General features: G+C 54.5%; 24 protein-coding genes and 1 pseudogene. 12 read left to right on the top strand and 13 right to left on the bottom strand.

All coding sequences use genetic code 11. From position 1 onward, the window contains the following. Positions 1-34: 34 nt before the first annotated feature. The 3 genes and pseudogenes from ACGYLO_RS17690 to ACGYLO_RS17680 form a co-directional block, all read right to left on the bottom strand. Positions 35-397 (bottom strand): hypothetical protein, encoded by a 363-nt coding sequence (locus tag ACGYLO_RS17690; protein WP_394377238.1) that lies wholly within the window; start codon positions 395-397, stop codon positions 35-37. Positions 398-484: 87 nt separating this feature from the next. Next, positions 485-691 (bottom strand): annotated as a pseudogene (locus ACGYLO_RS17685) (SH3 domain-containing protein); the annotation flags it as partial. A gap of 216 nt (positions 692-907) precedes the next feature. After that, the gene (locus tag ACGYLO_RS17680; protein ID WP_394376970.1) at positions 908-1,879 is read right to left on the bottom strand and encodes a helix-turn-helix domain-containing protein; all 972 of its coding nucleotides are present in this window, start codon (positions 1,877-1,879) and stop codon (positions 908-910) included. A gap of 48 nt (positions 1,880-1,927) precedes the next feature. On the opposite strand from ACGYLO_RS17680, the gene ACGYLO_RS17675 reads away from it, so the two are divergent. From ACGYLO_RS17675 to ACGYLO_RS17635, 9 genes are all read left to right on the top strand, one after another. After that, positions 1,928-2,266 (top strand): hypothetical protein, encoded by a 339-nt coding sequence (locus ACGYLO_RS17675; protein WP_394376969.1) that lies wholly within the window; start codon positions 1,928-1,930, stop codon positions 2,264-2,266. A 164-nt stretch (positions 2,267-2,430) separates the two neighbouring features. Continuing rightward, entirely contained in the window at positions 2,431-2,967 is a 537-nt protein-coding gene (locus tag ACGYLO_RS17670; RefSeq protein ID WP_394376968.1) for a hypothetical protein, read from the top strand. Positions 2,968-3,074: 107 nt separating this feature from the next. Continuing rightward, on the top strand, positions 3,075-3,671 hold the full coding sequence (locus ACGYLO_RS17665) for a hypothetical protein (protein ID WP_394376967.1): 597 nt from the start codon (positions 3,075-3,077) through the stop codon (positions 3,669-3,671). A 110-nt stretch (positions 3,672-3,781) separates the two neighbouring features. Further along, positions 3,782-4,123 (top strand): hypothetical protein, encoded by a 342-nt coding sequence (locus tag ACGYLO_RS17660; protein ID WP_394376966.1) that lies wholly within the window; start codon positions 3,782-3,784, stop codon positions 4,121-4,123. Position 4,124: 1 nt separating this feature from the next. Continuing rightward, positions 4,125-4,412, top strand: coding sequence for a hypothetical protein (locus tag ACGYLO_RS17655; protein WP_394376965.1), 288 nt, complete (start codon positions 4,125-4,127; stop codon positions 4,410-4,412). Then, a complete protein-coding gene (locus ACGYLO_RS17650) occupies positions 4,385-6,085 on the top strand; it encodes an ATP-binding protein (RefSeq protein ID WP_394376964.1) in 1,701 nt (566 codons plus the stop codon). Before ACGYLO_RS17655 ends, ACGYLO_RS17650 begins: the two co-directional genes overlap by 28 nt. 246 nt (positions 6,086-6,331) lie before the next feature. Further along, complete coding sequence (locus tag ACGYLO_RS17645) at positions 6,332-6,760, top strand: hypothetical protein (protein ID WP_394376963.1); 429 nt, start codon at positions 6,332-6,334, stop codon at positions 6,758-6,760. A gap of 154 nt (positions 6,761-6,914) precedes the next feature. Then, the gene (locus ACGYLO_RS17640; RefSeq protein ID WP_394376962.1) at positions 6,915-7,220 is read left to right on the top strand and encodes a hypothetical protein; all 306 of its coding nucleotides are present in this window, start codon (positions 6,915-6,917) and stop codon (positions 7,218-7,220) included. An 18-nt stretch (positions 7,221-7,238) separates the two neighbouring features. Beyond that, a complete protein-coding gene (locus tag ACGYLO_RS17635; protein WP_394376961.1) occupies positions 7,239-7,739 on the top strand; it encodes a hypothetical protein in 501 nt (166 codons plus the stop codon). A 102-nt stretch (positions 7,740-7,841) separates the two neighbouring features. Here ACGYLO_RS17635 and ACGYLO_RS17630 read toward each other — a convergent pair whose 3' ends face one another. The 3 genes from ACGYLO_RS17630 to ACGYLO_RS17620 form a co-directional block, all read right to left on the bottom strand. Next, a complete protein-coding gene (locus ACGYLO_RS17630) occupies positions 7,842-8,777 on the bottom strand; it encodes a hypothetical protein (protein WP_394376960.1) in 936 nt (311 codons plus the stop codon). 214 nt (positions 8,778-8,991) lie between these two features. After that, on the bottom strand, positions 8,992-9,288 hold the full coding sequence (locus ACGYLO_RS17625; protein ID WP_394376959.1) for a hypothetical protein: 297 nt from the start codon (positions 9,286-9,288) through the stop codon (positions 8,992-8,994). 349 nt (positions 9,289-9,637) lie between these two features. Further along, the gene (locus tag ACGYLO_RS17620; RefSeq protein WP_394376958.1) at positions 9,638-10,375 is read right to left on the bottom strand and encodes a DsbA family protein; all 738 of its coding nucleotides are present in this window, start codon (positions 10,373-10,375) and stop codon (positions 9,638-9,640) included. Between the two features lie 179 nt (positions 10,376-10,554). Here ACGYLO_RS17620 and ACGYLO_RS17615 point away from each other — a divergent pair, with 179 nt between their 5' ends. Genes ACGYLO_RS17615 through ACGYLO_RS17605 form a run of 3 tightly spaced genes read left to right on the top strand, consistent with a single transcriptional unit; the run spans position 10,555 to position 11,851 of the window. Further along, positions 10,555-10,857, top strand: a complete 303-nt coding sequence (locus ACGYLO_RS17615; protein ID WP_394376957.1) for a hypothetical protein — start codon at positions 10,555-10,557, stop codon at positions 10,855-10,857. Continuing rightward, entirely contained in the window at positions 10,854-11,525 is a 672-nt protein-coding gene (locus ACGYLO_RS17610; RefSeq protein ID WP_394376956.1) for a hypothetical protein, read from the top strand. The genes ACGYLO_RS17615 and ACGYLO_RS17610 overlap by 4 nt, the downstream gene beginning before the upstream one ends. After that, positions 11,525-11,851, top strand: coding sequence for a DUF4031 domain-containing protein (locus ACGYLO_RS17605; RefSeq protein ID WP_394376955.1), 327 nt, complete (start codon positions 11,525-11,527; stop codon positions 11,849-11,851). Before ACGYLO_RS17610 ends, ACGYLO_RS17605 begins: the two co-directional genes overlap by 1 nt. A gap of 260 nt (positions 11,852-12,111) precedes the next feature. On the opposite strand, the gene ACGYLO_RS17600 is transcribed toward ACGYLO_RS17605, so the two are convergent. The 7 genes from ACGYLO_RS17600 to ACGYLO_RS17570 form a co-directional block, all read right to left on the bottom strand. After that, the gene (locus tag ACGYLO_RS17600) at positions 12,112-13,278 is read right to left on the bottom strand and encodes a hypothetical protein (protein ID WP_394376954.1); all 1,167 of its coding nucleotides are present in this window, start codon (positions 13,276-13,278) and stop codon (positions 12,112-12,114) included. A 9-nt stretch (positions 13,279-13,287) separates the two neighbouring features. Further along, complete coding sequence (locus ACGYLO_RS17595) at positions 13,288-14,472, bottom strand: helix-turn-helix domain-containing protein (RefSeq protein ID WP_394376953.1); 1,185 nt, start codon at positions 14,470-14,472, stop codon at positions 13,288-13,290. 262 nt (positions 14,473-14,734) lie between these two features. Next, positions 14,735-15,751: a ParB/RepB/Spo0J family partition protein gene (locus ACGYLO_RS17590; protein ID WP_394376952.1), complete on the bottom strand. Its 1,017-nt coding sequence runs from the start codon at positions 15,749-15,751 to the stop codon at positions 14,735-14,737. Next, positions 15,751-16,956 (bottom strand): AAA family ATPase, encoded by a 1,206-nt coding sequence (locus ACGYLO_RS17585; protein ID WP_394376951.1) that lies wholly within the window; start codon positions 16,954-16,956, stop codon positions 15,751-15,753. The genes ACGYLO_RS17590 and ACGYLO_RS17585 overlap by 1 nt, the downstream gene beginning before the upstream one ends. Before the next feature lie 323 nt (positions 16,957-17,279). Continuing rightward, complete coding sequence (locus ACGYLO_RS17580; RefSeq protein WP_394376950.1) at positions 17,280-17,462, bottom strand: hypothetical protein; 183 nt, start codon at positions 17,460-17,462, stop codon at positions 17,280-17,282. A 12-nt stretch (positions 17,463-17,474) separates the two neighbouring features. Next, positions 17,475-17,831: a hypothetical protein gene (locus ACGYLO_RS17575; RefSeq protein ID WP_394376949.1), complete on the bottom strand. Its 357-nt coding sequence runs from the start codon at positions 17,829-17,831 to the stop codon at positions 17,475-17,477. A gap of 289 nt (positions 17,832-18,120) precedes the next feature. Then, positions 18,121-18,246 (bottom strand): GapR family DNA-binding domain-containing protein, encoded by a 126-nt coding sequence (locus ACGYLO_RS17570; protein ID WP_394377237.1) that lies wholly within the window; start codon positions 18,244-18,246, stop codon positions 18,121-18,123. Positions 18,247-18,305 lie beyond the last annotated feature (59 nt).

The raw sequence follows: 18,305 nt of genomic DNA, 5'->3' as shown, positions 1-18,305 counted from the left end.
TATACCCCAGGTGGGTCGTCGCATTCCCACCCTCTCAGTATGGCGCGCATTCTAAGTCGGTTACTCGGGCAGAGACGACAGGCTCGAAACCGAAGCCGAAATCAAAGTCGATCTCGACGGTGCCAGTGGAGTATGCCCCGTAGAGGTAGATGCTCTCAGTCTCGTCTTCCCGCTCAGTGGATGCCATGAACTCCTCTGCCCGCTGATAGCTGAGTTCCGCTTTGCAGTTGATGTCGACGTAGTCCTTCATGAAGGGGGAATACTCGCTTGGGATCTGGATGCTCACTTCGACCTCGAGCTCGCAGGAATTGTATCCGCCATCGAAGAGATCCTCATCACAGTCGAAATCGGTGTCCGTGATCGCCACAGGCGAAGGGTACCGAGGAAAGCTGGGCACTGGCGCTCTGCGCGGCGCAGGCGCCGGCGCCGGCTGTGCCGTAGAGGTTGTCGTCTGTGTGTTGCGACGAACTTCCACGAGCGAAGCGTTGATCCACCCTGTCGCCACACCTCGGTTCAACGGATCGGACAGACGCACCCAACCATCTGAGGTTTCCGCAACCGCCATGAGGGTGTTTTCTGGGAGCTGCCCTTGGACTGGATAAGATGTGCCAGGCCCAGATCGAACGTTCGCCAATGTGGTGTCGATGCTGATGATGTCCCCTACGCTCTGCGCTGCAGCCGGCGAAAACATCATCGCAGCCACGGCCGCCGTGGCCAGTATGTTTCTAATCATAAAAAGGTGCCCTCCCTGCTTGGAGACCAGCAGATCATTTGGACGCAGAACTTGCCAGTATCTTCCTTGCACAAAACAACAAGCGCCATACGTAAGGGCGACGGATGGCCCGAACCATTCGTACCTAAGAGCCTCTCCCAGATTTGGCTCTGCGGCGACCCAATTTCCTTACTGTCATTCGGAGGGGTCGCCGCGTCGGTACTTCGCAAGAACCGCATCTGCTTTCTTCATCGCTGCGTCCAATTCAGAGAGAGCCTCTTCAGCCTGCTCTGAGAAGGCCTCGCCGGGTTTTCCCCGGTCAAGGTTCGCGCGGATCTGGGCATCAGAAGTCGGATGCTCAGGTTCGGTTCGCGGCTTATACCCCTGTGACCCAATGCCCGGCGTCACCCCACTGCGCTGGGCGCGCATGCGCAGCAGTTGCGCCATCTGAGGCTGTGCCCAAACCCGGTAGCTTTTGCGGGGCGTGATGAGGGTTAAGATACCCGCGCTCTCGGCTTCCTGCATAAGATAGAGAGAAGCGCGTTCTGAAACGCCCAACATCTGGCGCAGATGCTTGGAGGTCAGGATCGGTTCATGCATCACCAGCTCGACCAAATCGCGCAACCGCGACTTGCCATGTTTGCCAGAAGCTGTCGCGCGTGCGTCTTCACGCCAACGGCGCAGAATTGGCATCGCGCCCAAGGTTCTGTCGAGATCACCGGAAATACCATCCAGTAGATCGTGAAAGCCTTGGGCGGTGCCCGGCGACCATGCCCGAAACCTGCCTTGGGTCAGAGCGATAGATGGTGTGATGATCCAACTGGCATTCATCCGGCTTAGAAGTGCCTCGGGACGAAGTGCCTCCAAGGGGGGCCCTGCCCCACCAGACCGCAACACATGTTCGGCGGCCATGAAGATGAGACGATCGGCAGAAGGCATGCTGCTTTGTGTTTCGATCCGAAAGAGTGTCGCCGCGCGCATCGCGCCGAGCACGGGTGTTGGCGCCCCACGCAGCTCGGCCGGCAAAATGCGCACCGCCTTCGCGAGATCCACCGAGACATCATCGTCATCAATGCTGACGGCGGCCCGCCTGCATCTCTCAACCACGCGCTGGGTGTCGTGTATCAGATCCCCGGGATTCACGATAACACGCAGCAGCTCTGCCACGCTCACAGCGCCGCGCGCGCCCTCGGCGTCCGTCAATCGATTTTCGAGATGGCGGTGGATGACGTCACCCTCAAAGACATGAATGTCCTCAAGGCCCACAGACCTGCAGGCTTCGGTCAGGGCGACCTGGCCGCGCCACATCCGCGCCAGCGTTGGGTCGGCCGCAAATATGCCCTCGATACGTGCGGCGCGCGTTTCCACCTCCAGGATACGGAAAATCAGCTGATCTGTGTCCATCTGCGTCTGCCTGCCACTTCATCATTATTAAATGATTACCGCCACATTATAGCTTTTGCCGCACGTCGTCGCCGATTATTTGCGGTTGACTATGTGTTTGTGCATAGGGCTTACTATGTTTTGATAATCCTTTATTATCGTGAGTTATAGGGAACATAGCGTGAAAACGCCCTCAGATTGGGCTGATATCGCAAGAAATAGAGCAACTGAACTCAGGGCCGCGCAGGCGCAGCAGCCTGTAATGCGCCCTGGAAAGAGGCTTGCTGCGCTTGAGCATTGCGGGCATTCCCGCGGCAACGATGGATGGAGACAAAATGTCAGATGTAGAGATCGTCGCCTTGAACCAACCTCTCGATCCTGAGATCGCTAAGATCATGAGAGGCACTGGTATGTCGGGTGGCATCAGCCTCCCCCATAGATCCGTTACGATGGTTCTTCATGATTACAGCTCTGCAGATAATGTGTCGTTTGAAAGCACTGCAGGGTTCCGAGTTGGGCTGCGCAATAGCTTCATGATCATCAACCTGGCCTTCTCAAAATTTAACTTCGACATCATCTGGTCTCCTTTGATGGCCAAGATGAACAATGAGCCTGACATGGCACCCCCCTCCCCCGGGGAGCGAATGGTGTTCAGTTTCATCTTGGCTGATGGGGGGTATATCGTTCGAGGCCTTCGCTCATCTTCCATCTCTCCAGCCTGTGCCATGGCGATCTGGCGAGCCCGGCAAAACCTGATGGGGAAAGATATCAACGCGAATGACTTCCGAGCTGAGCTCGATGCGCTCTTTGCTGCTTACCCGCGCAGCTTCCCAGATACCTTCTTTCATGAAAGCTGTGTGCTCGGTGACTGATGCAGGCTGGCGCTCTTAATATGTGCATTGTGGTCTTGAGCGCCATGGACAGGCGGTATGGGTGCGCATAGGCTCCGGTTATGCGAAAAACATAGGAGACGGATTAAATGGCAGACGAAAGATCAGCCCCTGCAATGCCCGAAGTCCAAGGCACATTCCAAATCGAGGTAAAGAACCACGCCGGCGTACATGGCTCAATCGCGCTGCGCACCGTCATTGATAACTGTGACCTGCCAGGCGTGGCTTCATGGAGGTCAATCACCGGCAATGATCTCGGGAACTGCTTCTTCTCGACCATGCATGCGGCCATGGACCTTGTGATGTGTGGCCTCATTGACGACACCTATCTTGTGACCGGTCTTTTTGAGCACCCTGATGTTGATCAGCCTATTTACCATGCCTGGCTGGAATTCAGACACATCAAACCCTCTGTCGTTGTCAATGTCGCCATGCTCCAGGAGCGCCCTCTCTATGCTGCCACCCAGTCGGATTACTATGCTACCAACAACTGCCGGCGCCGCATTCAGGAGATCCCGCTCAAGCGGCTGAAAATCAAAGCGCGGCAAATGGCTGAGCGAAATCAAAAGGCAACCGGCAGTCTCGACTTGGACCGTCATACGTTGACGGTCAAAGTGCTGAAGCCGACGCTTGATAAGCTCGCCCCTCTTCAAACCGCACCCGTTGATACTTCTAAATCTGGTTAAATACGTTCAATCAGATGCAATGATGTAACAGCTGAAAGTTAGTGCGAAAAATGAGATTGTGAAAAAGTATTACATGCATATATGAACGGTAAGCAAGCCACGAGGATAAGATGCCCAAAACCAATGAAGCGCTGAGCGCGGAGATCTTCAAAGAGACGACGCAAGATGGCTGCACCGCGAGTGCTCCGCTTCAGCGCCGCGCCTTCGTGACATGGATGGCTTCAGGGGTCCCATCTGGCTATGCCAATCTTGCTGCCAGAATGAACCATGATGAACCGATGCCTCAAAAAACGGCTTATCCCTATCACCGCTGTGCAGACGCACTGGTGCAGAAATTGCGCAAAGCTGGGGTGATCGAGGTTAAGGCCGCGAAATGGTCGCTGACCGATCGGGGCCAGGAATTCTTCGAGCATGTCGCAGAGACCCTTCGAGCAGAACGAGTGGAGCCGTAAAATGCTGACCCAGACCAACTACTGCATGACCCGAGACACCCTCCGCAGCGAGATCGATGCTTTGGCATATTTGACTGAATGCACTCTCGCTACGGTCTCAGATCTCGCATCGAAGTCCAAACCACCCAAAGGTGAGCTCCGTCGGCAGATCAGCATCGCGCAGACTGGTATCAATTGGGTCAAGCTCCACGCCAAGCGTGGCGGGAGCTGCGGTAACAGCCGCGTTCAGGAGATCATTGACAAGGATATCTCTGTTGAAGATTGGGCAGACGCGCATCGCAAGACGTAGTCATTGCCTTTTCTGAGCCAGAAGCGGGCACTCATGTAGGTTGCGAAAAGGATATTTCTTTGCATATTCAGTTACCCATTAATCTCATCCACAAGACCCAGAGCGATACCTTCAAGATCGATCGCAGCCTGCGCAACAGCACGGCGGGTCCAGATGAAGTCTCTTCCTACGACACAAACCGGATGTCGGACACGGATCTTGCCGAGATCCGCGCACTGGCCGTCGAGAACAAGCTGACCAAATATGTGCGTGTGATGGATTCCATTATCGCCATGCGCGACGGCTCAACAGATTACAAAGTGCCAAGTTTTGCGGCCTTCCCTGCCTTGCTGACAGCCTATCTTCAAAAGAACTTTATCGATGGCTGGATTTATGAAGCCGGGGAAGATGGTGAAATGCGTGCCTGGGCGATCGTTAAGGTTACGCTGGATTCTGGGAAAGGGGGCTACAGCAACCGCGATACCCCCTGCGTGAAGCTGAAGTGTGCGGCCTATGGTCGAAACTCTAGCGGTCTATCAAATATCAGCAGAACTTGGTCTTTTGAGCCGGGCGATGTCTCTCGACGTCATGTCTCGAAGATCTTGAGAAATGCGGGTCTCCTATGCGAGACGCATGAGCTAAAGGCTGCATACCGGCAGAGCGACGAGATTTTCGGTCACATCTTATCGAATGGTTTCGCGCGCCAGTACCGGGTTACCGGCGCCTTCATCAACCCGGACCATAGCGGCCGGGACCCAATGGAACCCCTTGGGCACCGGGTGATCATGGATCTGGACCCCAGCCGGATCAAAGCATTCTCCGAAGAGGTTGAGACGGCGGCATTCGACATCGCGGGCGAAGGTCGCTTTATTGATCTGCCGCGTCATCATGATGTTTTGGTCTATGATCTCGCATCCCATGAGGACTTCTGGATTTCGACCAATAATATCGAAACCTATGTCTACCGCCCGGAACTCAAGAACAAGATGATCTTGCCAAAGGAGCAGGCGGACCTCCTTGATATCCTGACCACAGACACCGATCTGCTGACTGGTGACATCGTCGAGGGCAAGGCCGCCGGCAATATCATCCTGTGCAAGGGTAAACCTGGCGTGGGCAAGACTTTGACCGCGGAGATCTATTCCGAGGTTTGCGAAAAGCCTCTCTATTCGGTTCACGCAGGTGTGCTGGGAACCACAGCTTCGACAATCGCCAAGAACCTGCGTGAAGTGCTGCAGCGCGCGCAACGTTGGGACTGCATTCTCTTGATCGATGAGGCGGATGTCTTTGTGGCCGAACGCGGGACCAATGTGGAGCAGAACGCGATCGTCGCGGAGTTCCTGCGCACATTGGAATCCTTCCGGTCCTTGATGTTCATGACCACAAACCGGCCCAACGATATCGATGACGCAATCGTATCGCGTTGTGCGGCCGTGATTGCCTATGCCCTGCCCGACAGCACGCTGCGCGCGCAGATCTGGAAGGTGATGTCCGACAATTTCGAAGCGGACCTTTCGGATGAGCTGATTGCGGAGCTGGTTGAGGCATTCAACATGATCTCTGCGCGCGACATCAAGATGTTGCTGCGCCTGACCATGCGGGTCTCTATCGCAAAGGAGGAGCCGCTTTCCCGCGATCTCTTCCGTAAATGCGCGATCTTCCGTGGTATCCCCATCGAAGAAAAAGCGGCATAACTCAGTTAAGAGATGTGAGAATCATAAGGTGCTTCAGGTGCTCAAGGGTCATAAAGTTTATCAGGATTCAGGTTCTGGAAAACGAATACACCCCAGTATAGCTGGAAAATATCACCTAAAGAATAAAACCACACAGGCGGAATCCTTCCAGGATTCCGCCTGTGTGTGCTTAAATGTCAAAAAATTAACTTGCGAAAAAGTATTTCACACCCCAGATTTAGTGTAAGGCGAGAATAGGAGTACAAGATGTTCAATATCTTCAAACGCAAAGCCAAGATGGTCACTGAGGCCGACTTCGATGTCCTTCAGGATTTCACTTTCAATGAAGTGACTTTCACCAAGGCTGAAGTGTCCCTCCTGCTGATGCTCTGGAGCCAATCCGGCCGCAGCATGTTGATGGTGAGCCTGTCTCGTATGGTCCTCGAGCGCTGCGCGGCCTTCCAGCAGAAGTATGCATCGAGCCCGGTTCATGAGAAGACCGCCTTCGCCAAGATCTACGCGAACGCTCTGATAGAGCACCTCAAGAAGCAGAAGCTGATAAAGCGCACCGGCTCCAAGTACGCAGGTTCGTACAAGATAACCGAGCGGGGCGAGCAAATACGTCAGTTCTACATCTTGAAAAATGGCCTGGGTCGCTCGATCTACAGCCGGATGGATAAGTTCGAAGCTGCCTGATGCTTTCCCCGCTGGATCTTGATCCCGGCTCACGACACAAGAACCGGCATGGAGGGAAACCTCCATGCCATTTCGATAAGAAAACAAGCCTTTCGTGATGGCAATTATGCCATGATGTGTTAGGCAGGAAGCAGTTGCGAAAAGGAATTATATGATGCGTTTCACCTCACCAACAGACCTTGGCGATACGATCACCACCCTCCGTAAAGACGAGGACATGGCCGGTGAGGATGCACTGGATATGCTTGAGCAATCTCAGGAGATTCTGGAAGGGTTCGTTCTGGCTGCGAAGCGTCTTGGGCTGTCAGATGTCTATGGCATCATGCGCGGAAATGTTGCCGACGACAAAAGCGACGAAGGTCAGAAGATCGTAGCAGCTCTGGATTTCCTGCAATCCTCCGGTGTACCGACCGAGGAAGCCGATCTTAACGCACTTCTGTCATCAAACGCCCGCAGCTAAGCCCCGAAAGCACATACCTTGTTCAAACACACTGATAGCCCCCTGCCCCTTCATGGGCGCCGGATCGACGCGCTCCTGCACCAGATTTTCGTCGCGCCAGTATTGATGACCGGCCGCGGCCCGATGGCAAACGGCCTGCCGGTGCCCAGCTATACGTCAAACCTTACTGATGCTCTCGATCTGATCGAGCTGCACACGCCTGGCCGCAATTGGGGCATCGAACGTATGTCCGGGCGCAACAGCGCCTGGATCTCTGACCGGGATGATCTGCCGTATATCCGGACTGTCTTCGAAGATCATGAAGACCTGCCCATCGCCGCCGCTGTGGTGGGCGCTATGGTCGAAAGCGCCAATGAAGAGGCTGACTGTGTAACTCGTGGCGGCATGTCGATACCAAACACCCTTATCAAGCTCGCTGAGGCCGCTCAGGCGGCCGCTTACCCCTTTGGGGAGCGCCTCACACTGGAAGAGGCGATCAGAGCCCCTGAGCCAGCCCTGGAGGCTCCTGAAGAGGTTTAAAGGCATCCAATGGCCTAATTGCAATTAAGGCGCCCCGTAGGGCGCCTTTTTTAATTGAGATAGGGTATCCCCTCACTTTGGGATCTCTTCGCCCCGTTCAGGTCAAAGGAATTTTTCGGCCAGCGCCTTCTTGCCTTTCGGGTCAAGCACTTCGACGCGATCTCCCTTGGCGATGTAGAAGCCGCTCGCATAAAGGTCGTCGTCCCCGATCGAGACGCGCACGGACAGTTCATCCCCATCGTTGAAGGTGTCGCGGACTTCTGCCTGGCATGTCTCGTCACGCAGTTCGAATTCGAATTGCTCGTCGGACTTATTCCAATTTTTGACAGCCGTGCGAACCAGAGTTTCGCTGATCGTCTGACGCTTCTTTTCCGACAGCATCTCGAGTGAGCTTTCCTTGATCGGACCGAAAACGCCGCTGTTGTTCATTGCTTCAAGGATTTTCCGGATATGGGCTCCTGTGTGCTGATTGACACAGAGGGAGGACCGAGCGCCATGTGGTCGGCCGAGAAGTTCTGACCGAATGTTCCACCATGTTTCAGCCACCTCTGCCCCTTTCGCATCCGCCGCCGCCGTTTCAAGGAACCACCGAATAGCATCGCGGCTGCGAATGGTCCCATCCGCCTCCAGAATAACCTGGTGCGCTTCAACAACGACGGGGCGGGCATTATCGTGATACAGCGGTGTTTCGAGCCGATAGGCATGCAGACCGTTGATCTGGTTTGCATCCTTTACAATCTCATCTGCAGCCGCATCGGAATAGGGGCAGGTGATTAATCCGCGAACGAAATTTCTTGTGTGGTCCATCCCAGGAAAGGAGGGAAAGAGCGACCGGGGAGACGCCTGATCTCCACGATGTTTTCGTGGTTCGGTCAGCAGAGGATGCCATTCTGGGTAGCTTTCAACAGCAGGGCCCAAATGTTTGATCAGCTGCTCTAAATCGCGCTTGCCCTGCTCAGGGTCTGCAAGATTCTTCGTCAAATATCTCACAGCTTTTGCTTCTTCCGCCGCTGCTACGCTCGGTCCACGAAATTCCATTGATAAGCACTCCACATGACTAATTTATATACGTGTAACTATGAATCACGTAAGTTGTCAAGTTACGTTGGTATAGGAATTACGCGAACACCGGCTTAGTGGTCATACCAGGAAAACGGGCCATAAGAATGCAAAAAGCTCTGGCCCAAAGGGCGCAGAGCTTCTTTTCTTGCGGCTCAGAGGTAAACCCTAAACTGCTGAATAATACTACAGATTAACGGCTGTCGTTGCCGTGGCCGTAGCCACCGTAAATGTAGCCTTCGCCGGCGCTGCGCGCTTCGGAGCGGGTGCTCAACACTGTGTCGTCGTTGTAGCTGTTGTCGGCCGTGCTGAAGGTAATGTCGTTCGCTTTGGTCGACTCGAGGGGTGCCAACATGCGCTCCTCATCACCGTAAGTCATCTCAGCGTCGATCGACGTATCAAGGAAGAGGTCCTGACGATATGTCGATGTGTCAGCCAGTGCGGCAGTGGAAACCAGGGCGGCGGCGGCGGTTGTCATGATCAGCTTCATTCTGTGTTCCTTCATCTTACGAGTGTCGCATGATTGCGATGTCTTCGTTGCTGCTGAACTAACGAGCCGTCTCAGATAAAGGTTTCGCCGCTGCAGCATGGATGCGGATCTTGGGATGGAAATGCTCTATCCATCAACGCGCTTCACGACAGTTTGTTGATTTTAAACAGTAGCTTGAGGAAATCACTGCAGCAGGTAACGTGACCATCACACTGCTGTGTGAGATGCTACAGCCCAAAGAAATCCGGCCATAGGGGTGATCAGAGCGCCCTGCCCCCTACTGCAGATATGGAAAAACCCTGGCCTTAACTGGACCAGGGTTTCATTTGCTGTCTTGCAGGTGGGAAGCTTACTCTGCGCCGTAGACTTCAGCGACACCGGCTTTCAGAGCATCGAAAGGAACAGCACCCCGGGCAACCACGCTGCCGATAATGATCGCCGGCGTTCCGGTGATCTTAAGAGCGCGCGCCTGCTGATGGTTCTGTTCGATCTGAGCCGCAATCTCAGGGCTGTCCATGGCTTCGATGACGGAACGCGGATCAAGACCTGCTTCCTGTGCGAGCTCTTCAAGGAAGTAGCCGGTCATGCGTGCGCCGCCTGCGTCAAACAAAGCAGCCTGCACTGTGGCATATGCTTCAGCGCCACCAGCCTGATATGCGGCGAGTGCGAATTTAGCGGCTTCCGAAGAATCCGGACCAAGGATCGGCCATTCCTTGATGACCAGTTTCACCCGCGGATTGGACTCGACGAGCTTCATGAGTTCCGGCTTGGTGCGCTTGCAATACGGGCAGCGGAAGTCAGTATATACCGCCACCAGAATATCGCCATCAGGGTTGCCCAATACCGGCGACATGGGGTTCTCAAAGATTTCGGCCGTGTTTTCGGCGATATAAGCCGCGTCTTCTGCGATCTGTTCAGGACCAATCTCGCGATCCATCATTTTTTCAAGCTGACTATGGATGTCAGGATTGCGCTCGAGAAACCCCCTGACATCTTCCCACTGGGTGTCAGAGATATTGCTCTGCGCCTGAACAGAGGGCGCCATAAGAGCGAGCGAAAGTGCGGCCGAGCCGAGGAGTTTGCGCATGTGAGATCCTTTCAATACTGCGTTAATGGTCAATATAGTGTTTTTCGCAGCACATGATAGGTCCGTATTCTCACGTTTCCGTCGTTATTCACATAGGTTAGCTTGCGGATGCTTATGACGCGGACTATCTTTTTCGCAACAAGGTGGTAAATGCCCCTGCCCCTAAAGGAGACCAGAAGATGTCCGATGTTGATAAGATGATTTCTCAGCTGAACGAGATGATGAGCCAGTGCAAGGATTCCGCGGAATCGCTGGTTCTGGCCGATGCGATCAACATGATCGGCGCCCAGGCTCAAACCATCAAGACGCAAGAGAGCGCAATTCAACTCAGCGACGAACGGATCGAAACATTGCAGATCCTGAAGGATGGGTACTACTCGGCCATGGCGGCCTGGCGGACTGCAAAGGAGACCGGAATCTCGATCACCGATGCACTCGCGCGGTCGCACCGCGGAATCCAAGCACCACCGGCCCAGGCATGAGCCACGCTCTGGAGAAGCAGCGGATCGCACATCTTTACGCGGCCCGCCTTCTGCTGCGTCAGCTCCGTGCCTGCAATGATGTCTGGAGTGATGGACGCACCGTATACCGCGGTGCAGAGTTGGCGGCTTATCGGACCGAGGTCCTGGACCGAATTGTCGGCCTTAAGGAGCGCAATCCCGAGAAGCGTCGCGCGCCTAAAATGGGACGCATGTGCAAGAACCTGTCTCTGGGCAAATCCTTTCTTGGTCCAAAAACCGATGAGAACACCGCGGAGTGGCTGAGCCGTTTGCTGAAAGACTATGGCGGCTCGAACGACATCGGCGGCAAAGAGCGGAGCCTCACGGCGCGGCGCCTCCTGCGGAAAAACTATCCTAAGCATGCCGCGGCATTGGATCCTCTGGTTCGCTTTGATGATCAAGAATGGGGTTATGTCCTACAATCCTTCGGGCGACACCGTTGGGTCCTGAAGGAGGACTTGGATTTCAGTGACGGGATGACGCTCGCCGCCGGCGTAGAGGTGGTGCCCAGCAACCGCGGATTTCTGGTTACCCTATCAAACTTCCAAGTCCCCGTCCCCGCGCAGTACATCTGCAAAGCCAAAGACTTTCGCCCTGCACCGGAAGCCGGGAAGATTCCGCGGAGTCTCGATGAAAGCCCCGCTCCCTGATGCCAGTCTATGTCGATAACGCCAAGAACCCTTACGGGCGGATGCTGATGTGTCACATGCTCGCGGACACGATTGGCGAGCTCTTGGCCATGGCCGATGAAATCGGGATTGCGCGCCGGCATTTCCAGCCCTGGTCTCACCCGCACTTCGATCTCTCTCAGAGCTTTCGCGCGCGGGCAATTGCGGCCGGGGCGCTTGCCGTTGATCGTAGAGGTCTGGTGATGGCAAAGCGTGCGCAGAAGATCAGGATGAAGACCGATCCAGTTGAGTGTGAGGCTTATGAGCGGGCCACAAAGGCAAGTGATCGAGGTAGACTTCGCGCCTAACTATGGTCTGAACCGGGTGATATAACCGCGGTTATATCCTGACTTTGCGTATCACAGCTTGCATGGCTGAAGTCTGAACCGGGTGATATAACCGCGGTTATATCCTGATTTTGCGTATCACAGCTTGCATGGCTGAAGGCTGAACCGGGTGATATAACCGCGGCTATATCCTGATTTTGCGTATCACAGCTTGCATGGCTGAAGGCTGAACCAGGTGATATAACCGCGGTTATATCCTGATTTTGACCATCAGCTGATTTCTAAAGTAGGCGCGCGGCCCTACCCTGGCGTTGTTGCTCATCCTTGAAATAGCCCAGCAGAGTGTCCAAAGATTTGTGCAGCGTCTGCTCCATTATCTCTGGTGCCGGGATGCCCGCCTTCAAAGCCGATGTGATGTACCCTGCCCTTACGCCATGCGCAGAAAAATCCCGCGGATCCAAACCGATCTCGTGAAGCCTGTTCTTTAGAACCTGGTTCACGGAATGTGGGCTGATCGACGTCTCATAGATCTTTCCCCATCTACCAATCCGCAGAAAGACCGGACCTGATAGGATCGAGGCCGCGGTCTGCCATTCTTGTAGAGCCACTGCAGCGCGTCCTGACAAGAAGACTGACTCATCGTCTCGGTCATCCGTTGTTTTGGTCCGGCCAAGGCGAAGTCCCATGCTCGGGATCCCATCTGGCCAAGCTGGATCTTCCGTCGGGATCGGCTCGAGGTCGTAGACCTGACCAGACATGAGATTTGATATCTCCGAGCGCCGGCGGCCGCCTGATGCAAACATGACCGCCAGAAGGGCCCGGTCCCGGAAGGCACGGAGACGAATGGCTTCATCTTCGGCATTCTGCATCAGATAAGTTGTGCAGGACGCATCAAGATGGTCCAGAAGTTCATTGATCAGATCAACGTCGACCGCTTTGCGGGACTTCCGATTCCGCGGAATCGATGAGGATCGTATCGCCGCACGCAGGGTCTTGGCGACCTCCGGATGCGTGAAAGGATGATCGAGTCCCCGCCATTTGCAGATGGACCGCCAGGTGGAGAGACGCCTTTCAACGGTAGATGGGGCATGGGGCCCAGTCGATCTAAGGTATCCGCCACGGGTCATGAATTCACGCACATGATCCGGCATACCGTGATTGGGGTTGATAGCTTTCTCATCAGGGTCCCACAGATGATGCGCGATGAAACTCAGAACAGTTTCGCGGGCAGGGGGCCATTCGAGCTGCCCGCCCTCACAGGCCAGAGACCATGCCTCGAGATAGGCCAGATCAGACCGCGCGGCCCGCAGGCTGTTCTCGCCAATGCCGCGCTTGAGTAGGTGCGCAAGCGTATCCCTGTCCTCCGGTGTTAGAACCCTTGAGAGGTCACCAGAGAACCCTGAGATGTCGCTCAACAGGGCAGGGGGGTCTATGGGGTGTTTGGACATGTAGCGATCCTATACCGCGGTGTAAGCGCTCGACAAGCGGTCTGGAGATACACGCCCGCCTGCAATCCTCTGACCGCCCTCGAAGGAACTGAGCATCGCCTTGAAATAGGCACTCGGTTTCGAAATGCTCTGCACCTTCTCAGCGAGATAGTCCAAGACAATCACCAAGCGCTCCCATCCAAGTTTGACGAGAGCTGCTGCAAGTGTCTCCCGCTTGATCATCAACTGCCCGGTAAGGTCATGCAGAGTGTTGTAGAGGCAATGTGCAGTCCCAGGCACTTCAGGATAGAGGGCTCTGATGTGTGCAGCGTCTGACCAGATCACCCGAATGCGATGAGGCTGAAACGCAAGAGGATCTGTTCGAGAATGCGCCAGCCTCACATCAGTATCCATAGCGCCATGGCCCAAGTCTTTTTTAGATTCTTTTGGTAGAGACTCATTGTGCCGGACAGATTGACCGACTTCGGCGGGGTTTTTGTCCTCGGATTCCGCGGAGTCTTCCCGAGTTTGGTCAGATTGAGCGATAGGGCAGGGGGCGGCACAAAGGCTCTGCTCGAAGGCCGCGAGGCGATCGATAAGCTGATGAAGCACCTCAGGGCCCGTGCTCTTGCGACGCGTGATCTTGCGAAGATCAGAAGCGAAAGAGCCGATACGCTCAACCAGCTCCTCCGCAGCATCAGCGAAGCTCTCACGAAGCGCATGCAGCCGGCTGCTGACTTTGGTGCGCAGGAAGTTGCACTCTTCTTCTCGCGCGATCCGGGCGTCACGCAGGCGGCGGAGCTCATCGACCCGTTGAAGCAGTGGGTTCAAGTCGATCCCATAGGCGTCGACGATCTTGCCATTCTTGCGCAGGGGGAAGCGACGCTTGTTGGGGGAGAGGTTGCGCCAGATGCAGCCCCTGTCCTCGAGTGTAGCCTCGCCGCGCCGAAAGCTTCGTTCATCCATGCAGTTGGCCCGCATTAAGATTCGGCTGACCTGCATATAAGAGGTGTTCAGCGCGCCAGGGATCAAGAGATCTGTGGGCATAACGGAGAGGTGCGCACCCAAGACAGCGATCTCGCGTTCCTTCACACCGAGCTCCTCGCGGCAGAATTTGACCAGATCAAAGAGCTCCCATTTGTTGATGGCGGGGCCAGTGGGTTCTAGGTTTCGACAAAGGGATACCCTTTGCCCGAGCGGAGATTCCGCGGACATTCCTGTATTCATACACATTTCAGCAGGCAAAAATCGACCGTTCACCGAAAACCGGTGTTGAAAGTGATTCGGGGATGCGCTATGAAAGCTCTGCTAGAAGACTATCAAGCGCTCTCCGGAACCTCGGTTCTGGGGGGCCTTTTTTTTAACTTTTAGCCTATCTGCTCCTTCTCAATTTGATGGTTTCGGGTCATTGCCCAGATATTCGGACTGCTTTTGCAGTTCCGGTTTTTCTCAGTATTATCAGATACTTATAGATAGGTCATGAGGAATCCTCCCGATCCTGGCTGAACTCTTCGATGAGGTCTGGAAGCTTCGCGTCCAGATACTCAAGGAACTCTTCTGAGGCACCTCGGATGGACCTAACAACAAACTGACGCTTGCTGTACTCAGTCACATACTTCCCTGTCGGGAGGGTGTACCTCTTTTTTTCCGGTTTAGGGGCGCGCTCCTTAGGGGGCTTAGGCTCACACTTCACATGCTGGGAGCTAACCTTTCTGAAGAGGTCGTCGAACCGGTCAGAACTGTCAGTTATCGTTCTGTCAACCTGACCGAGAAGATCCGATGAGGTAAGGCCCTTTTCCTCAGCTGTCTCGAGGAGTGTATCCCATTTCCTGCGCCCAATCCCGGGGGCGGGACCGATGACTGTCGCAAGCTCTTCACCGACGCCAGCGAAGACTTTCCGCATGTAGCTCACCAGGGGTTGTGTGATGTTGAGGAACTCTGCGACTTCCTTCTGCTCAATGCCAGCCTGCTCTGCTTGATAGGCCGTGCGGGCCCGTTCAATGAAGCTCGTCTGGGCCCGCTGGTTGTTCTCAATGCCCTGCAGTCGAAAGGCATCGACGTCGGACATTTTATGGATAAATCCCCGTATGGTCTTGTGCCCGAGACGGCGTACGGCTTCCAGACGTCGCCGCCCGGCGACAATTTCATAGGTTTTGTCCTGATTAACGATCCGCACGATGATGGGTACTTTTTGCCCATCCTTTTCGATCGATTCCATCAGCTCCTCGATCCCATAACTGAGATCGATACGATCCTGGATTGCGGAATCCTGGATATGGTTCACATTGATATCTTCATGGGTTCGGTCGACCAAGGATTTGGTCGAACCTTCAATGTACCGAGGTGCCGCTACACCACCTTTGAGCATGTTTGGTGGGCGCATGATCCGGGAGGGGCGGGGGGGCTGAGGCGCTGCTGGCGAGGTTTCCTCGACGGCCGACTCCTCCTGGTCTTCGGTCCGTTCAGTGTTGCTGCCTAGAAGCTTACGTCCCATCAGGCACCTCCCTTCACGGGCTCACGCCCCCAGGTCTTCATAATTTCTTCTTCGAGCTCATCAGCGATATCCCTCAGGTTCTCGTAGATACGCTCATAGGTGCGTCGGTTGAGCTTCGAGGGATCAACTTCAAGAAGCGTTTGCATCCCGATGCCCGCGTCCGTTAGCGCGGTAGAGTGCAGGAAATCAGTGCGCAACAGGTTGCTGCCAAGCTCGGACCGAAGGAAGGAACCAATCTGCAGCTGAGACGGGTCGTTTTTATTGTATCGCGTCAACAGATAGCGCACGAAGTTGTACTTCTTGCCTTCCTCATGCTCCTCGATGACAGACAGCGTGTTGGACCCCAAGTTTAGGAACTTCTCGAGACCAACAATATCGAGCATGCCAGCGGAGACAGGGATCAGCATGGCATTTGACGCAAAAACTGCCGCGATCACGGCAAAGGACATATGTGGAGGAGTGTCGAACATGATCACGTCGTAGTGGTCCTCAACCGTCCGCAGTGCATTAGAGATCTTGCGGTGCCAGGGAGTGGACTGATGTTGCCCAGACATGTAGGTTGCCGAGGTTTCAAACTCGAATTCGGTCATGTTCAGCGAGCCAGCCACGATGTCGATATTCGGAACGTATGTTCCACTGATCGCCTCTGACATCTGGATGGGATCATCGTACTTTAGCACGTCATAAATCGACGGAAATCCTTCGATATCAGGCCGCACATCGAAGATATCAGAGAGGCTCGCTTGCGGATCAATATCTACTAATAACACGCGGAAACCACGCATCGCCAAAAAAGTTGCGCAATTGGAGGTTGTACTCGACTTAGCCACGCCACCCTTAAGGTTGTAACACGCTATGATTGAAGTCTGGTCGCCTTCAGCCTTTCTGGGGTATAGGTTGAGAGGTATCTTTCCGGCTTTGTAGAGCGTTTCCTGAATGGCATTGATCTCCTCAGCACTGAAGGTGCGGCGGTTTCCAGATTCCAGGATGCCCTCCGGGATGCCATCAACCGATTTGAGGTAATGGCGCATGGAGTTGTAGTTGATCTTCAGGTGTTCTGCTGTCTCACGGACAGAGAACCGTCTAAGACCACGCTCCGTTTTGCTCTCCTGTGGAGCAAAGAGCTTTGCGGATTCCCGCTTCAAAGCTGCACGGATGATTTCACTATGCTCGGCGAGTACGTCTGAGCCTGTTAGTTCGGTCATTGCTCGATCTCTCAATATTTTTTTCAACACCTACAACGGCCTCACCCCGTAAATCTACACTTAGTTGTTACAGGCGGATAAATTGATAAGGTGTGGTTGGGCTGATTGATGAGCGTAGTGCTGTTAAAATACACCACTTTCAATAGCTTGAGCTCCACCTTTAACGCAAAAGGTGAAGTATCACGCAAGAATAAAAAAATTTCTGCTTGGGTTGAAGCTGCCCGAGTGCATACACATCAAGCTCTACAGCAGCCACATTTCTGACCGGGCCGGAGTTGGCACGGAATCAGAATCATTCATATGGGCCGGCTGCCCCAGGTGGCTTAGAAGGCGGGGTTCACACCTGAGGGGTTTGCACAAAGCGGCGAGAAATCCGTGGCTTGGGGTGCCGGTGTCTCGTTCTTATACAGGTCCGGGTAGACCGTCACAAAGCCATCATCTTCAATAAGCCCACCACACGGGGCGTAGGCTTCAGGCTTGCGGTTTGACGGTGTCTTTTCGAACATGATTATATCACCTCAGATGTTGAGCATGGCACTTTCCAGGCGTTCGTGGTCCATTTGATCGGTACGATCGCGTTCGGCTTCTTCGGACCATGCGGCAAAGAAGTCGTCGAGCATCGGGTGAGGGCTTGTCGACCAACTGTCCTCGCGGATCATTTCCTTGAGGTGGTCAACGACCGCATCTGTTACATCGCGCGCAGAAACCAGTCTGCCGGATGTGTCGATTTCAAGGGCACATGCAGAGATACTGTCAGGATCTTCTGCAAACTGACCAGCGGCCTCCTCAATCGAGTGGCACGCAGCCTCGAACATACCGCTGCCATAATCAGCGCTCTGAAAGCGGACATAGATTTCTGTCTTGTTCGTGCTCATTGCAATGCCCTTGGTGTTTTTCGCAAGGCGATTACAGCATCGCCTTGCGAAAGTTCATAATCGAAACGGGCCTTAGCCTACCGTAATGTCAGCAGCGTGGGACGGGGGGCCTACCAACTGGCCGGTGTGGATGACTTCCCCAACCTGAACACGGTGGCGCCCTTCTTTATCCTGGCCGCAATAGGTGCCCTGGGCACTGATAAACTTGCTGACCTGGACTGTGGCGATCCTGCCCGCATTTTTCACACTTGCTTTCGACATTAGACTTCCTCCCGATTGATATTGCTTCTTACGCCAGGCCGACAGCTTCCTCGTAAGCCTCGCGCTCAGCGCGCTCGTTGTCGCGCTTATCGCCGTCTTTGGCGCGCTCTTTGATGCAGTGGTTGACGTATTTCAGGTCGTAACCTTCCCCCACCAGTGTCAAAATGTACTATTGTTTTGACTACCGCCATTCTACACAACATAATTCCTTAA

The organism is Sulfitobacter sp. 1A13353 (assembly GCF_043557255.1).
GTDB classification, from domain to species: Bacteria; Pseudomonadota; Alphaproteobacteria; order Rhodobacterales; family Rhodobacteraceae; genus Sulfitobacter; species Sulfitobacter faviae.
This window is presented reverse-complemented; position numbering and strand designations above follow the sequence as displayed.

Bases quoted from the DNA above. Each gene is read 5' to 3' on its own strand.
- ACGYLO_RS17675 (WP_394376969.1), top strand. From the start codon at position 1,928: ATGGCGGTGGATGACGTCACCCTCAAAGACATGAATGTCCTCAAGGCC.
- ACGYLO_RS17670 (WP_394376968.1), top strand. From the start codon at position 2,431: ATGTCAGATGTAGAGATCGTCGCCTTGAACCAACCTCTCGATCCTGAG.
- ACGYLO_RS17665 (WP_394376967.1), top strand. From the start codon at position 3,075: ATGGCAGACGAAAGATCAGCCCCTGCAATGCCCGAAGTCCAAGGCACA.
- ACGYLO_RS17660 (WP_394376966.1), top strand. From the start codon at position 3,782: ATGCCCAAAACCAATGAAGCGCTGAGCGCGGAGATCTTCAAAGAGACG.
- ACGYLO_RS17655 (WP_394376965.1), top strand. From the start codon at position 4,125: ATGCTGACCCAGACCAACTACTGCATGACCCGAGACACCCTCCGCAGC.
- ACGYLO_RS17645 (WP_394376963.1), top strand. From the start codon at position 6,332: ATGTTCAATATCTTCAAACGCAAAGCCAAGATGGTCACTGAGGCCGAC.
- ACGYLO_RS17640 (WP_394376962.1), top strand. From the start codon at position 6,915: ATGCGTTTCACCTCACCAACAGACCTTGGCGATACGATCACCACCCTC.
- ACGYLO_RS17630 (WP_394376960.1), bottom strand. From the start codon at position 8,777: ATGGAATTTCGTGGACCGAGCGTAGCAGCGGCGGAAGAAGCAAAAGCT.
- ACGYLO_RS17625 (WP_394376959.1), bottom strand. From the start codon at position 9,288: ATGAAGCTGATCATGACAACCGCCGCCGCCGCCCTGGTTTCCACTGCC.
- ACGYLO_RS17620 (WP_394376958.1), bottom strand. From the start codon at position 10,375: ATGCGCAAACTCCTCGGCTCGGCCGCACTTTCGCTCGCTCTTATGGCG.
- ACGYLO_RS17615 (WP_394376957.1), top strand. From the start codon at position 10,555: ATGTCCGATGTTGATAAGATGATTTCTCAGCTGAACGAGATGATGAGC.
- ACGYLO_RS17610 (WP_394376956.1), top strand. From the start codon at position 10,854: ATGAGCCACGCTCTGGAGAAGCAGCGGATCGCACATCTTTACGCGGCC.
- ACGYLO_RS17605 (WP_394376955.1), top strand. From the start codon at position 11,525: ATGCCAGTCTATGTCGATAACGCCAAGAACCCTTACGGGCGGATGCTG.
- ACGYLO_RS17600 (WP_394376954.1), bottom strand. From the start codon at position 13,278: ATGTCCAAACACCCCATAGACCCCCCTGCCCTGTTGAGCGACATCTCA.
- ACGYLO_RS17595 (WP_394376953.1), bottom strand. From the start codon at position 14,472: ATGTCCGCGGAATCTCCGCTCGGGCAAAGGGTATCCCTTTGTCGAAAC.
- ACGYLO_RS17590 (WP_394376952.1), bottom strand. From the start codon at position 15,751: ATGGGACGTAAGCTTCTAGGCAGCAACACTGAACGGACCGAAGACCAG.
- ACGYLO_RS17585 (WP_394376951.1), bottom strand. From the start codon at position 16,956: ATGACCGAACTAACAGGCTCAGACGTACTCGCCGAGCATAGTGAAATC.
- ACGYLO_RS17580 (WP_394376950.1), bottom strand. From the start codon at position 17,462: ATGTTCGAAAAGACACCGTCAAACCGCAAGCCTGAAGCCTACGCCCCG.
- ACGYLO_RS17575 (WP_394376949.1), bottom strand. From the start codon at position 17,831: ATGAGCACGAACAAGACAGAAATCTATGTCCGCTTTCAGAGCGCTGAT.